This window comes from Enterobacter sp. P82 (genome assembly GCF_037053385.1).
Lineage (GTDB): Bacteria > Pseudomonadota > Gammaproteobacteria > Enterobacterales > Enterobacteriaceae > Enterobacter.
In genome coordinates, this window is the sequence record NZ_JBALHX010000001.1 from 2,336,225 (window position 1) to 2,350,123 (window position 13,899).

A 13,899-nucleotide genomic window follows, 5' to 3' on the forward strand; every position below is an offset into this window, starting at 1 on the left:
TTAGCGTTTTTGTATGTAGGTAATCGCCAGCGCCACGGCGAGCACCAGCCCTTTTATAATGTCCATGGCGTAATACGGTACCGACAGCATCACCAGGCCATTCGACAGCACGCCGAGGATCACCGCCCCAACCAGCGTCCCGAGCGCGTTCGGTTTGCCTGAGCCTGCCAGCGAGAATCCAATCCACGCGGCCGCCACTGCATCCATCAGATAGCCGCCGCCCGCATTCACCTGCGACGAGCCAATGCGGGACGCCAGCAAAATGCCGCCGAGTCCAGCCAGCAAAGAGGCAATCACATAGGCTGCCACCTTGTAGCGCGTGGTGCGAATACCAGAGAGACGCGCCGCTTCCGGGTTGCCACCGATGGCATACATACGGCGTCCGTGGGTGGTAAGCGAGAGGCCAAGCTGGGCCACAATGGTCACCACCAGCATAATGATCACGATGGTTGGTACCTGCCCCAGCAGGCTGAACGTCGCCGGAATGGTTCCTTCCGCCATATCGCCGCTCGGCAGCACCATGTTCTCAGTGATCGACCCGCCATAGCTGTAGGTCATCGCTACCCCCTGAATCACAAACAGGCTGGCAAGCGTAGCCAGCATGTCCGGAATTCGCAGGATGACGATCAGAAAGGCATTGAACAGCCCGACCAGCGTACAGAGCGCAAGGGTGATCAGAATCGACTCGGTGGTGCCGAAGCCGTGCCAGACGAATAGCGAAATCACCAGCGCGTTCGCCAGCGACGCAGTTGACCCAACGGAGAGATCAAACCCACCGACGGTCAGCGAAATCGACACGCCAATGGCAATCACCGTCACGATGGCAATCGAGCGCAGAATGTTGATGATGTTGTTTGGATCAAGGAAGCTGTCCGACGCCAGGCCAAAGACGGCCACCAGCGCGACAACGGTCAGCAACATGCCCCACTTGTAGAGAAAATCGAAAATCTGCTGACGGCCAGACGCCGCCGCGTTCACTGAAAGGGCCTTGCTCACGACGCCGTTCCTCCGGTTGAATAATAAAGTAGTGTCTCTTCGCGGGCCTCGGCCCCGGTGATTTCCGCCACAATTCGGCCGTCCCACAGCACGCAGATGCGGTCACACAAGCCCACCAGCTCGGCAAATTCACCGGAGGCATAAATGACGCCTTTGCCCTCGCGCGCCAGGCCGTCAATGAGCTGGAACAGATCGGTTTTGGCTTTCACATCCACGCCTTTGGTCGGCTCGTCGAATATCAGCACGCTGGCGTCATTGCGCAGCCACTTGCCGATGGCGACCTTCTGCTGGTTCCCGCCGGACAAGCGGCGCAACATCTGCCCCGGCCCGCGCGCTCGTACGCCCACGCGGGCAATCACCTCTTCCGCCCAGCGCCACGCCTGGCGATGGCCAAACAGGCTCCAGCGCGAAAAAGAGTTATCCGCTGTCACCGACAGATTCATGCTTACCGGCTCATCAATAAAGATGCCCTCTTTGCGTCGTTCTTCCGGCACCAGCGCCAGACCGCGCAGTACCGAATCTGCCGGGTCACGCGGCTGCCAGGTTTCATGATTCAGCTCACCGCGCGCCACGCGGCTTTTGCTGGCACCAAACAGTGCCTTGCAGAGTTCGGTCTTGCCTGCGCCCGCCAGCCCGGCAATACCGAGAATTTCGCCTTTGCGCAGGTGCAGGGAGATATCTTTCAGCAGCGCTTCATCGTGCAGTCCTTCAACACGCAGCAAGGTTTCTTCACTGTGTGGAGGCCGCGCAGGCGGGTAGATATCGCTCAGCACGTGACCGAGCATTTTCTCGACGATCGCTTCGCCGCTGAGCTCCGCCATCGGGCCAGACTCAATCAGCTTGCCGTCCCGCAGCACCGTTAAGGTGTCGCAGATAGCTTTCAGTTCATGAATGCGATGGGAGATAAACACCACGCCAATGCCCTGCTGCTGCAAACGTCTCACTACGGTAAAAAGACGCTCACTTTCGTGCGTATCCAGCGGGGCGGTTGGCTCGTCGAGGATCAAAAAACGGCAGTGGTGCGACAGCGCACGCGCCAGCAAAATTTGCTGTTTTTCGGCAAGGGTGCAGCTGTCGATAGAGCGGCGCACATCCAGCACCACATCCAACTGCGCCAACGCCTGTTTTGCCTGCTGACGGATATCCCGCCAGTTGTATCGGTGTCCAGGCTGCGCAAGCTGGTCGAGCATGATGTTCTCGGCAATACTCAATCCCGGAATCAGCGCCACGTCCACTTCCTGCTGCACCAGGTGAATGCCCAGCCGTTTGGCGTCAAGCGGCTCGCGGATTGTCACCGGCTGGTTATTAATGCAGATTTCACCCTCATAGTGGTCGTGCGTCCCGCACAACACCGCCATCAGCGTCGATTTTCCTGCACCATTAGCACCGGTCAGTGCATGCACGGATCCACCGGTCAACGTCAAATCCACACGCGACAATGCCTGAAAGCCGGAAAAGGCCAGGCTGATACCGCGCATCTCAAGGCGACTGGAAACCATCCGCGTTAAATCCTTCATTAATATTTTGATTTATTGAATTTTTCACAGCTCCGGTTGACTGACAACGACGGAAAAGGCATAAGATAAAGCAAAATATTATTAGCCATCCGGATGTCCAGACATAACATCGGGTTAGCGCTTCCCTAAAAAGGACAACATCATGAGCAACACCGATATCCGCGTCGTGCCCGGCCCGGCGAACTACTTCTCACACCCCGGCAGCCTTGCGCATCTGAATGATTTCTTTACCCCAGAGCAGCTTTCCCGCGCGGTGTGGATTTATGGCGAACGTGCGATAGAAGGGGCACGCCCTTTCCTTCCAGAGAGTTTTAACGCCGCGGGCGCAAAACATCTGTTGTTTAAGGGACACTGTAGCGAGCGGGATGTTACCCATCTGGTGAATGAATCAGGCGATGACCGCAGCGTAGTGATTGGCGTTGGCGGCGGGGCGTTGCTCGATACCGCCAAAGCCGTGGCGCGCCGTCTGGGTGTGCCGGTTGTTGCCATTCCAACCATCGCCGCCACCTGTGCCGCATGGACGCCGCTTTCCGTCTGGTATAACGATGCGGGCCAGGCACTGCAGTTCGAAATCTTCGATGACGCCAATTTTCTGGTGCTGGTGGAGCCGAAAATCATCCTGAATGCCCCGGCGGAATACCTGCTGGCGGGCATCGGCGATACGCTTGCGAAATGGTATGAAGCGGTCGTACTGGCACCGCAGCCTGAAAACCTGCCGCTGACCGTGCGTCTTGGGATCAACGGCGCACTGGCTATTCGTGACGTACTGCTGGAAAGCAGTGAAGAGGCACTGGCTGACCAGCAGCGCGGCGAACAGACGCAGGCGTTTCGGGACGTAGTGGACGCGATTATCGCCGGTGGTGGGATGGTCGGTGGTCTGGGAGAACGCTATACCCGTGTAGCGGCTGCGCATGCCGTACATAACGGGTTAACCGTGTTACCGCAAACCGAAAAATATCTCCATGGCACCAAAGTGGCGTACGGGATTCTGGTGCAAAGCGCCCTGCTCGGCCAGGATGACGTGCTGGCGCAACTGGTGGCGGCGTATCAGCGTTTTAATCTGCCAACCACGCTGCGTGAACTGGAAGTGGATATCCACAACCGCGAGGAGCTGGACAAGGTGATTGCTCATACCCTGCGTCCGGTGGAGTCGATTCACTATTTGCCGGTTACGCTCACGCCTGAAGTTCTGCGCTCCGCGTTTGAGAAAGTAGAATCCTTCAGCCGTTAATCTCCCGAACCGTCTATACCTAATGATGATTCTCACCATTCTCGCAACGAGGTCATCATGCAGATCGATTTAACAGGTAAGAGGGCGCTGGTTACTGGCGCCAGCCGTGGATTGGGTCGTGCGATTGCGCTGTCACTGGCACGCGCCGGTGCCGATGTAGTTATTACGTATGAAAAATCCTATGACAAAGCCCATGCCGTCGCCAGTGAGATACAAGCGCTTGGGCGGCGCTGTGAGGCGGTTCAGGCCGACAGCGCCAGCGCCGAGGCCATTCAGGAGGCCGTGACTCACGCGGCGCGTACCCTCGGAGGCCTGGATATCCTTGTGAACAACGCCGGGATTGCGCGCGGTGGCCCGCTGGAAGCCCTGACGATTGCGGATATTGACGCGATGATTAACGTCAACATTCGTGGCGTGGTGCTCACGACTCAGGAAGCGCTGGTGCATATGTCTGACGGCGGGCGCATTATCAATATCGGTAGCTGTCTCGCTAACCGCGTGGCGATGCCCGGAATCGCCGTTTACGCCATGACCAAATCCGCCCTCAACTCTTTCACCCGAGGACTGGCCCGCGATCTGGGACCACGGGGGATTACCGTTAATCTTGTCCATCCTGGCCCGACAAACAGCGATATGAACCCCGAGGACGGTGAACAGGCTGAAGCCCAGCGACAGATGATTGCCATTGGTCATTACGGTCAACCGGAGGACATTGCCGCCGCCGTAACCTTCCTGGCGAGCCCGGCAGCCGGACAGATCTCCGGCACAGGGCTGGATGTTGACGGCGGTTTGAACGCCTGATCGCACACATGATGCAAGCCTCTGTCGTCCGGCAGAGGCCTTTTCGAGCAGCGTCGACGATTCGCGTTTTGCCGCTTTCTCCCGTTATTTCTCCGCTCTACAGTACCCCCATAAGAAATTCGGAATTTATCTAATAGTCTTATTATTTCCTTATATTTTGTGTGGGCGTACAGTGGAGGTACGGATGAAGATTGTCTGGTCCAATGGTGCAAAGAAGGCGTTTTCAAAGATTGACGAGCGGTATCAGCGACGCATTGAGGTAAAGCTTACTGAGCTGGATGACCGTTCAACTCCCCGGCCCGATATCAAAAAAATATCGGCGACAGAAGCTCATTTCCGGCTACGTATTGGCGATTACCGCATCATCTATACGCTTCGGGACGATCCCGATAACCATTGTTATGTTTTGGCCGTCAAGCGCAGAACTTCAACGACTTACCTGCATGAGGAGAGTGCCACCTATGGCTGTACAGCTAATCAAGGACGATAACGGGAAAACGCAGTACGCCGTTATTCCCTATCACGAATATTTTCGTATGCTCTTACAGATGTCAGAAATTGACGACGAAACCGATGACGATCTAGAGGATATTGAGGTCGAACACGATAGTCTGGATGACGTGGAATTGCCCGGAGAAGTGTGCAGCATCATGACCTGGCAGAATGTCAGCCTGCAGGCTGCCTGGCGCATCCTGCGCGGGTTATCCCAGCAGGAAGTGGCAGAGAAACTCGGTATCAGCCAGTCTGCCGTGTCACAGCTGGAAGCGCTGGACTCCCGTCCGCAAAAACGCACCCGCGAAAAACTCGCGGCAATTTATGGCTGCAAGCAGGAGCAGATCAGCCTCTATTTACCGAAAGAGGGTTAACAGCACTTCGCGCCGCCCTTACCGCCGTAGCGGGCATCCTGGCGGTCGCGGAAAAACTCTTCGTAGGTCATCGGCGTCTGGTCAGGATGGGTGACGCGCATATGCTCGACGTAGTTGTCGTAGTCCGGCACGCCAATCATCATTTTGGCGGCCTGGCCTAAGTATTTACCTGCTTTAGAGAGGGTGTCGAACATCTTTCTGGTCTCACAGGTTATGTAGGCCGGGTAAGCGCTAGCGCCACCCGGCTTACAGGTTAATGTGCCCCTTTCGCCTGGGTTACAATTGCGTCCAGGTTTTCAGGCATCGGTTCATACGGTGTCTCTTTCGCCGTCGGCTTGTCTTCTTTCAGCGCCGCCAGCGCGGTTTTGAGAGAATACAACGCCAGCACCACGACCACCACCATAAAGAAGATGGTCAGCCCGGCATCCAGACGGTTGTTAAACACCAGTTGAGACAGCTGTGATTCCGTATACTGCGCCGGGATCTTACCGCTGTCGATCATCGCCTGGAACTTGTTGGCAATGGCCAGGAAGCCCACTTTGTTATCCGGGCTGAAGGCTTTCTGCCAGCCCGCCGTCAGGGTACAAATCAGCAGCCACGCCGTTGGCAGCAACGCCACCCATGCATAACGCTGACGCTTCATCTTGAACAGTACCACCGCGCAGAGCATCAGCGCCATGCCTGCCAGCATCTGGTTAGCGATGCCGAACAGCGGCCACAGGGTGTTAATCCCGCCCAGCGGATCTACCACGCCCTGATGCAGGAAATAGCCCCACGCCAGCACGCACAGCGCCGTCGCCAGCAGGTTGGCCGGTAACGAATCAGTCCGTTTCAGGTTCGGGGAGATAACGCCCAGAAGGTCCTGCAACATAAAGCGTGCTGCACGGGTACCGGCATCTACTGCGGTAAGAATAAACAGCGCTTCAAACAGAATGGCGAAATGATACCAGAACGACACGTCCATCAACCCGCCAAGCGCGCCGTGCAGAATGTAGGCCATACCCACTGCCAGCGTTGGTGCACCACCCGCACGCGAAATAATCGACTGTTCGCCGACTTCATTAGCAATACTGGTGAGAGTATCCGGTGTGATGGCAAAGCCCCATCCGCTCACTACCTGAGCCGCAGAGGCGACCACGTCAACGGTTCCGGCTGGTGCCAATACCGCCATCGGGCTGTTCATCGCGAAGTACACGCCCGGATCGATAATACAGGCGGAGACCAGCGCCATGATGGCGACAAAGGATTCCATCAACATGCCACCGTAGCCAATCAGGCAGGCCTGATTTTCATTGGCAAGCATTTTCGGCGTGGTTCCCGATGCGATCAGCGCATGGAAGCCAGACACCGCACCACAGGCGATGGTAATAAACAGGAACGGGAACAGGTTGCCGGTCCAGACCGGACCAGTACCGTCAATAAATTTGGTCAGCGCAGGCATGGTCAGCGTCGGGCGCATAATCAGAATGCCGATAGCCAGCCCAACGATGGTGCCAATTTTCAGGAATGTAGAGAGGTAGTCACGTGGGGCCAGTAGCAACCAGACTGGCAGCACTGCCGCCACAAAGCCGTATCCCACCAACATCCAGGTCAGCTGTACGCCAGTAAAGTCGAAGAATGGCCCCCAGGTTGGGCTTTCTGCCACCCAGCCGCCGGAAATAATGGCGAAAACCAGCAACACCAGGCCAATCACCGACACTTCACCAATACGTCCCGGACGCAGGTAACGAATGTAGATCCCCATGAAAATGGCCAGTGGAATGGTAAAGGCGACGGTATATGTCCCCCACGGGCTGTGGGTTAACGCTTTCACCACGATCATCGCCAGTACCGCCAGAATGATCACCATGATCATAAAGGTCGCCACCAGCGCAATCACCCCAGCGGTTGCACCCATCTCCTCTTTCACCAGTTCACCCAGTGAACGCCCGTCGCGACGGGTGGAGACGAACAGCACCATAAAGTCCTGCACCGCCCCTGCCAGCACCACGCCGGCGAGGATCCAGATCATCCCCGGCAGATAGCCCATCTGCGCCGCCAGCACCGGTCCTACCAGCGGGCCCGCTCCGGCAATCGCCGCAAAATGGTGTCCGAACAGCACTTTTTTGTCGGTCGGCACGTAATCCAGCCCGTCGTTATGACGGACGGCAGGTGTCATGCGCGTAGCGTCAACGCCTAAGACATTCTTAGCGATATAGCGGCCATAAAAACGATACGCGATCAGATAAATGCAGACGGAGGCGACGACTATCCAGAGCGCATTGATCTGTTCCCCCCGATTGAGGGCGATATAGCCCAGGGCAAAAGCTCCCACAACGGAGAGCCCTGCCCATATAAGGTATTTCCCTGAGTTGTTCATAGTTGTTGTCCGTTGTTGTGAAACAGTGAGATGTTACATTTTGTTTCTAGAACAACGACGAAAATTTAACAACTTTGAAACGCAATTATGTGTGGTCAAACCAGACATTTACATCACAGTGTTAAGCCGATCACTATCAGTTGAATGGCTTAGCCCAATACCATCGTACTTAACCGACAGGTACAACATCGCCTTCCCTGCTCGTCGAACACCACAATCTCCCAGCTCTGGCTGGAGCGCCCCAGGTGCAGCGGCTGACACACGCCGCGTACCTTACCTTGTGCCACCGCGCGGTGATGCGTTGCATTCAACTCGGTTCCCACCACGTTTTGTCCGTCACAGGTCATCAGATAACCGGCCATGGAGCCCAGTGTTTCCGCCAGCGCGGCCGAGGCCCCCCCATGCAGCAGGCCAAACGGCTGGTGGGTGCGCACATCCACCGGCATTTCGGCTTCCAGCGTGTCGTCACCGAGGCGGGTATAAACGATCCCCAGATGCGCCACCAGGGTGTTCAGACTGGTGGCATTCAATGCCTCAAGCGATAAATGACGTTTCCAGATCATTACGCCCCCAACGTGGAACCGCCGTCCACCACAATATCCTGCAAGGTAATATGGCTGGCGTAGTCGGATGCCAGGAACAGAATGGTGTTGGCAATCTCCTGCGGACGGGCGATTTTACCCAGCGGGATGCCAAGCTTAAATTGCTCGCCGAAGCCGCGAATGCGCTGTTGCTCTGCATCGTCGCTTTTCCACAGCGTGCGCTGCATATCTGTATCCGTTGAGCCGGGCGACACCAGGTTACAGCGCACGCCGCTACCCGCCAGTTCCAGCCCGACGGTCAGAGCCAGGCTTTTCAGTGCGGCTTTCGAGGCACCATAGGCACTCATCCCGATGCGTGGCGTGTGCGCAGCATCAGAGGCAACGGTGACAATTGCCCCGCCCTGCTGGCGACGAAACTGCCCCATCGTCTGCTGAAACAGGTTAAACGCCCCGCCGACGTTAACCGCAAAGGTCTGCTGCCACTCCTCCTGTGAGAGCTGATCCGTTGCCCCCATGCGCAGAATACCGGCGGCATTCACCAGCACGTCAAGGCGGTCGAGAGTTGCGAGCATACGTCCGCAAACATCTGCCACCTGTTCGGCATCCGCCACATCCAGCGTTTCAGTGGCGAACGGATAGTCGCCTTGTGGAAAGGCAAGGTCGAAACCCGTGACCTTAGCCCCGGCATCCACAAACGCCAGTGCTGTTGCATAACCAATGCCCTTACCTGCGCCCGTCACCCAGACGCTTCTGCCGCTAAAATCGAACCCCGCCATTACTTCACCTCGCGGGAAAGCAGCATCCACCAGGCATCGATGGTTGGATTTTTTGCCAGCATCACGAAGTCGATATCGCCGTGCACTTTACGCCAGCGGGCTGCCAGCGCCATCATGCGCACTGAATCCAGGCCATAGTCGATCAGGTTTTCGTCATCCATCGGTTCATCGGATTCGTCCAGCAGCGGCAGAATGATTGCGCGCAGTGCCTCTTTGGAGGCCGGAATGGATGGCAGCAATTCGTCAGTCATAAGCACGCGGCCGGAACGCCCTGCTACGTAGTTGAGGGACATCAGGTGCTCGTCACGGGTGAAATCGGCCAGCGCATCGGCGATAAAGAACGGCTTGATGTCGCGCATAAAGGCATCGGTAGCGGTGGTCATGCAGCCGATGTGGGCGTACACGCCGGTGATCAGCAGCTGGTTGCGGCCCGTTTCTTTCAACATCTGCTCCAGCGGCGAACGGTGGAAGGCGCTGTAACGCCATTTCACCAGCACCGTGTCCGCTTCGTCCGGCGCCAGCTCAGCCACAATACGCTGCTGCTCCGGCGAACGGGTCAGCCCGGGTCCCCACATGTCGTTCAACAGAGCGCGGTCTTCATCGCTCTGCTCTTTTGGTTGAGCAGTGTAATACACAGGAATGTTATGTTCTTTGCAGTACGCGCGAAGTTTCGCGATATTCGCTACCACCTGCTGCATCATCGCGCTGTTTTCGCCCCAGAAGTTCAGGAAGTACTCCTGCATATCGTGGATCAACAGCGCGGCACGATCTGGCTCAAACGCCCAGTTCACTTTACTGGTTGGCAGCTCTGCGGCGGTTGGTAGCACATAGGCGGTTAATTTTGGGATAGCCATACTCTGTTCCTCAGCCCCGGGCGCGTTCAGCAAGCCACAGGCGCAACTGTTTCTTATCGACTTTACCGACAGGCGTTAACGGGAGCGCATCAACGCTCTCCACGCGGTCCGGCAGTTTGAATTCTGCGACGCCCTGCTCGCGCAGGAAGCGGCGCACTTCGACCGCGCGTAGCGGCTGTTTCACCACCAGATACGCACAGCTCTTTTCGCCAAGCAGGCTGTCCTCCATGCTCACCAGCGCAGCGTGGATCACCGACTCGTGGCGCAGCAGCAGGTTTTCGATCTCTTCGGCGGCGATCTTCTCACCGCCGCGGTTGATCTGATCTTTCTCACGCCCCTGCACGGTGATGTAGCCCTGTTCGTCAATGGCGATCAGATCGCCGGAGCAGTAAAAGCCGTCGGCGTCGAAGGCGCTGGCGTTGTGTTCCGGGCTGTTGAAATAGCCGCGGAAGGTATAGGGCCCGCGCGTCATCAGACGGCCAACTTCGCCGCGCGGCAGCGGATGACCGTGCTCATCAGCCACCCACACTTCGTCGTCCGGACACATTGGACGGCCCTGCGTGTTGATGATGCGTTCCGGGGAATCGTCGAGGGCGGTGTAGTTCACCAGCCCTTCTGCCATGCCAAACACCTGCTGAAGCTGGCAACCAATCTCAGCCGGAATACGCGCAGCGAGCGTAGCGGATAACCGTGCCCCCCCCACCTGCAACAGCGTGAGTGATTTCAGTTGAGTGTTTCCGGTTCCTTCGGTAATCGCCTGTAGCCAGAGACTGACCGCCGGTGGCACCAGCGAGGTGACAGTAATCTGATGCTGTTCAATCAGCGGGAAGCACAGCGTGGCGCTCGGATCATTCGCCAGCACCACACAGCCACCTGCCGTGAAGACGCCTAACGATCCCGGTGAACTCATGGCGTAGTTATGTGCCGCAGGCAGCGCGTTCAGGTAACGGGTTTCAGCGGTAATGCCGCAGATCTCGTTGCTACGACGGATGCTGTAGTCGTAATCGTTGTGCGTGCGCGGGATCAGCTTCGGCGTGCCGGTGCTGCCGCCGGAGAGCTGGAAGAAGGCCACTTCATCAGCGGGTGTCGGGTTCGCAATAAAATTGTCCGCGGGACGTGCAATCGCCGTTTCCAGCACATGTTCCCCTTTATCGCCACGCAGCAGTACGACGCGCACTGAGCGGTGTTCATCAGTAAAGGTATTGAGGAACGCATCGCCCGTAAAAAGCGCATGGTCGCGATCGGCGATCAATACGACGGGTTTAATTTGCGTGGCATAGGCATTTAGCTCACTGCGCTGATGGCTAAAGAGCGCGTTAACCGGAGCCACGCCGATTTGCAGCAGCGCGAAAAAGGTGATGTAGAATTCGGCCACGTTACCGAGTTGAACCAGTGCCGTTTCGCCGCGATGCAGTCCCTGCATCTGTAAAGCCGACGCCAGATTGTTCACTGCCTGATTAAACGCTCGGTAGGTAATGCGACGATCGCCGTCGATTATCGCCACCGCGTCGCTATCCGCACGATCCGTCAGGATGTGGGTCAGGGGCAAATCCTGCCAGTAGCCTTTTTCTCGGTAGCGCCGGGCAAATTCCTCGGGCCATCGGGTAAAGGGAATGATCATGAGTATTCCTTAATGCAAACCAAAAACGTTGAGCATGGTAGAGAGCTTCACACCGGTTTCGCGCCACTCACCCACCGGGGAGGAGGCGGACACAATGCCCGCCCCGGCAAACAGGCGAACAGACTTCTCATGCAGACGCGCACAGCGGATGGTCACCACCCACTCACCGTTACCTTCGCTATCGCACCAACCGATGATGCCGCCGAACAGTTCACGATCGAACGGCTCCAGTTCGGCAATCAGTTCTTTTGCCGCCTGATGCGGGAACCCGCTCAGTGCTGGGGTCGGGTGCAACAGGCAGGCCAGGCTCAGGGCGTTTTCGTTTTCTCGCGCGTCACCTTCCACCGGCGTTGCCAGATGCCACAGCGCGGGTGTCGTGATCAGCTGCGGAGAATCAGGCATGCTGAGATGGTGGCTGCGCGGCGCCAGAGTAGATTTCATCGCCTGAGTGACCAGGTCGTGCTCGTGGCGATCCTTCTCAGAAGCCAGCAATTTATTGCCCGCCTCGCGGTCAAGCACATCATCGGGCTGACGACGCGCAGAGCCTGCCAGCGGGAGCGAGCTAAAATGCGCCCCCTCTTTTCGCAACAGCAGTTCCGGACTTGCTCCCAGCAGCACGCCCCCCTCTTCCAGCGGCACATGGAAGTTAAAGCTCGCCGGGTTCTGGGCGATAAGACGCTCCATCAGCGCACCGCTATCAATGTTGTTATCGGTCGCGATATCAATCAGGCGCGAGAGCACCACTTTGTTCACCTGAGGCGTAGCAGTAAGTGCGGCGGCGCGGGCGACCATCTCTTCAAAAACAGGCTGCGGGGGAATTTCGGTGCGTTGCTCCACCTTCAGCGCCTGCGAGCCGGAAAAATAGCGAGCGGATTGCTGACGTGCAGGACGGGAAAATGTCTGCCAGCGTTGCGGAATAAACAGTGACGACCGTTTGCGGGTATCGAACGGAATAGCCCCCACCATCACCGGATGCGCGATACCGCTGGCTTTTGCATCCTGGAAGGCCTGCGCTAATTTTTGCTGGAAGTGGCCAGTCAGATCATCACCACCGACGGCAGGTTCAGAGAAACGGGCAAAACAGCCGGACGTGGTAAAGCTGCGGTAAGGCGACATAAAGAAAAAGCTGTCTGATTGCAGCGTGGTCGCGGTGTGCTGAACTTCCTCAGCCAGGGACGTATCCATATCATCCTCCTGAAATGATAAAAGAAGCAATAATGATTATCATTTATGTTTTCGTCGACTAACCTAATCCCACAGCGCTCCGCTGTCAACCATCGGGTAAATACTTGTGCGACAAACGCTTGCATCCCATTCTTACAACCATGAAAATGAGAAGCATTATCTTCAAAAAAACAGGATGCCGCTCAGTGAAATTCCCTGCCGTTTGCCGCAATGCCCTTTTTTTAACAGGACTTTTTGTTTTAGGACTAACCTCAGCCACCGCCGCAGACTGGCCGCGCCAGGTCACCGACAGTCGTGGCGTGCATACCCTGGAGAGCAAACCGGCGCGTATTGTCTCCACCAGCGTGACGTTAACGGGTTCCCTGCTGGCGATTGACGCACCGGTGGTTGCCAGCGGTGCCACCACGCCCAACAACCGCGTGGCGGATGCACAGGGCTTTTTACGTCAGTGGGGGGATATCGCGAAACAGCGCAACGTTGCGCGTCTTTATATTGGGGAACCCAGCGCCGAAGCGGTCGCCGCGCAAATGCCGGATCTGATTTTGATCGGTGCCACCGGCGGGGATTCTGCGCTAGCGCTCTACGACCAGCTCTCCGCCATTGCCCCGACGCTGGTGATCAATTACGACGATAAAAGCTGGCAGGAACTGCTGACGCAGTTGGGCACCATCACCGGGCAGGAAAAGCAGGCCGCAGAGCGCATCGCGGCGTTCGATAAACAGCTCAGCCAGGTGAAACAGCAGATGAAGCTGCCGCCGCAACCGGTAAACGCCATCGTCTACACCGCCGCCGCGCACAGCGCCAACCTGTGGACTGCTGAATCCGCGCAGGGCAAGCTGCTGCACCAGCTAGGCTTTACGCTGTCTGAATTGCCCGCCGGATTACACACATCAAAAAGCCAGGGTAAACGCCACGACATCATCCAGTTGGGCGGCGAAAACCTGGCAACGGGGCTGAACGGTGAAGGGTTGTTTGTGTTTGCCGGTGACCAGAAAGATGTCGACGCGATTTACGCCAATCCGCTACTGGCGCATCTGCCTGCGGTGGAGAACAAACGCGTCTGGTCGCTGGGAACGGAGACGTTCCGCCTGGATTATTACAGCGCGATGTTGGTATTAGACAGATTGAATACGTTGTTCAAGTAAGTATTT

Annotated in this window: 14 protein-coding genes; 5 read left to right on the forward strand and 9 right to left on the reverse strand. The window is 57.1% G+C overall.

Translation table 11 applies throughout. From position 1 onward, the window contains the following. Together WB237_RS11205 and WB237_RS11210 are read right to left on the reverse strand one after the other, a co-directional pair. Positions 1 to 996 (reverse strand): ABC transporter permease, encoded by a 996-nt coding sequence (locus WB237_RS11205; protein WP_129996477.1) that lies wholly within the window; start codon positions 994 to 996, stop codon positions 1 to 3. After that, on the reverse strand, positions 993 to 2,495 hold the full coding sequence (locus WB237_RS11210) for a sugar ABC transporter ATP-binding protein (RefSeq protein WP_336212988.1): 1,503 nt from the start codon (positions 2,493 to 2,495) through the stop codon (positions 993 to 995). Before WB237_RS11210 ends, WB237_RS11205 begins: the two co-directional genes overlap by 4 nt. Positions 2,496 to 2,655: 160 nt before the next feature. Here WB237_RS11210 and WB237_RS11215 point away from each other — a divergent pair, with 160 nt between their 5' ends. The 4 genes from WB237_RS11215 to WB237_RS11230 all read left to right on the forward strand — a co-directional run bounded on the left by WB237_RS11215 (position 2,656) and on the right by WB237_RS11230 (position 5,411). Continuing rightward, positions 2,656 to 3,744, forward strand: a complete 1,089-nt coding sequence (locus tag WB237_RS11215) for an oxidoreductase (protein ID WP_336212989.1) — start codon at positions 2,656 to 2,658, stop codon at positions 3,742 to 3,744. Positions 3,745 to 3,801: 57 nt separating this feature from the next. Continuing rightward, the gene (locus WB237_RS11220; protein WP_049008033.1) at positions 3,802 to 4,545 is read left to right on the forward strand and encodes an SDR family NAD(P)-dependent oxidoreductase; all 744 of its coding nucleotides are present in this window, start codon (positions 3,802 to 3,804) and stop codon (positions 4,543 to 4,545) included. Between the two features lie 184 nt (positions 4,546 to 4,729). Beyond that, on the forward strand, positions 4,730 to 5,035 hold the full coding sequence (locus WB237_RS11225; protein ID WP_336212992.1) for a type II toxin-antitoxin system RelE family toxin: 306 nt from the start codon (positions 4,730 to 4,732) through the stop codon (positions 5,033 to 5,035). After that, positions 5,007 to 5,411: a helix-turn-helix domain-containing protein gene (locus WB237_RS11230; RefSeq protein WP_045909615.1), complete on the forward strand. Its 405-nt coding sequence runs from the start codon at positions 5,007 to 5,009 to the stop codon at positions 5,409 to 5,411. The genes WB237_RS11225 and WB237_RS11230 overlap by 29 nt, the downstream gene beginning before the upstream one ends. Here WB237_RS11230 and WB237_RS11235 read toward each other — a convergent pair. The 7 genes from WB237_RS11235 to entC form a co-directional block, all read right to left on the reverse strand. Continuing rightward, the gene (locus WB237_RS11235; RefSeq protein ID WP_006177086.1) at positions 5,408 to 5,605 is read right to left on the reverse strand and encodes a YbdD/YjiX family protein; all 198 of its coding nucleotides are present in this window, start codon (positions 5,603 to 5,605) and stop codon (positions 5,408 to 5,410) included. The genes WB237_RS11230 and WB237_RS11235 overlap by 4 nt on opposite strands. A gap of 59 nt (positions 5,606 to 5,664) precedes the next feature. Further along, the gene (gene cstA / locus WB237_RS11240) at positions 5,665 to 7,770 is read right to left on the reverse strand and encodes a pyruvate/proton symporter CstA (protein WP_336212998.1); all 2,106 of its coding nucleotides are present in this window, start codon (positions 7,768 to 7,770) and stop codon (positions 5,665 to 5,667) included. 149 nt (positions 7,771 to 7,919) lie between these two features. Then, positions 7,920 to 8,333 (reverse strand): proofreading thioesterase EntH, encoded by a 414-nt coding sequence (gene entH / locus WB237_RS11245; protein ID WP_336213000.1) that lies wholly within the window; start codon positions 8,331 to 8,333, stop codon positions 7,920 to 7,922. Beyond that, positions 8,333 to 9,088 (reverse strand): 2,3-dihydro-2,3-dihydroxybenzoate dehydrogenase EntA, encoded by a 756-nt coding sequence (gene entA / locus WB237_RS11250; RefSeq protein WP_336213002.1) that lies wholly within the window; start codon positions 9,086 to 9,088, stop codon positions 8,333 to 8,335. Before entA ends, entH begins: the two co-directional genes overlap by 1 nt. After that, positions 9,088 to 9,942: an isochorismatase gene (locus WB237_RS11255; RefSeq protein WP_336213004.1), complete on the reverse strand. Its 855-nt coding sequence runs from the start codon at positions 9,940 to 9,942 to the stop codon at positions 9,088 to 9,090. The genes entA and WB237_RS11255 overlap by 1 nt, the downstream gene beginning before the upstream one ends. A gap of 10 nt (positions 9,943 to 9,952) precedes the next feature. Next, a complete protein-coding gene (entE, locus tag WB237_RS11260) occupies positions 9,953 to 11,560 on the reverse strand; it encodes a (2,3-dihydroxybenzoyl)adenylate synthase EntE (RefSeq protein ID WP_336213565.1) in 1,608 nt (535 codons plus the stop codon). A gap of 12 nt (positions 11,561 to 11,572) precedes the next feature. After that, positions 11,573 to 12,748, reverse strand: coding sequence for an isochorismate synthase EntC (gene entC / locus WB237_RS11265; RefSeq protein ID WP_336213006.1), 1,176 nt, complete (start codon positions 12,746 to 12,748; stop codon positions 11,573 to 11,575). 185 nt (positions 12,749 to 12,933) lie between these two features. On the opposite strand from entC, the gene fepB reads away from it, so the two are divergent. Continuing rightward, on the forward strand, positions 12,934 to 13,893 hold the full coding sequence (gene fepB / locus WB237_RS11270; protein ID WP_336213008.1) for a Fe2+-enterobactin ABC transporter substrate-binding protein: 960 nt from the start codon (positions 12,934 to 12,936) through the stop codon (positions 13,891 to 13,893). The last annotated feature ends 6 nt before the right edge of the window (positions 13,894 to 13,899 follow it).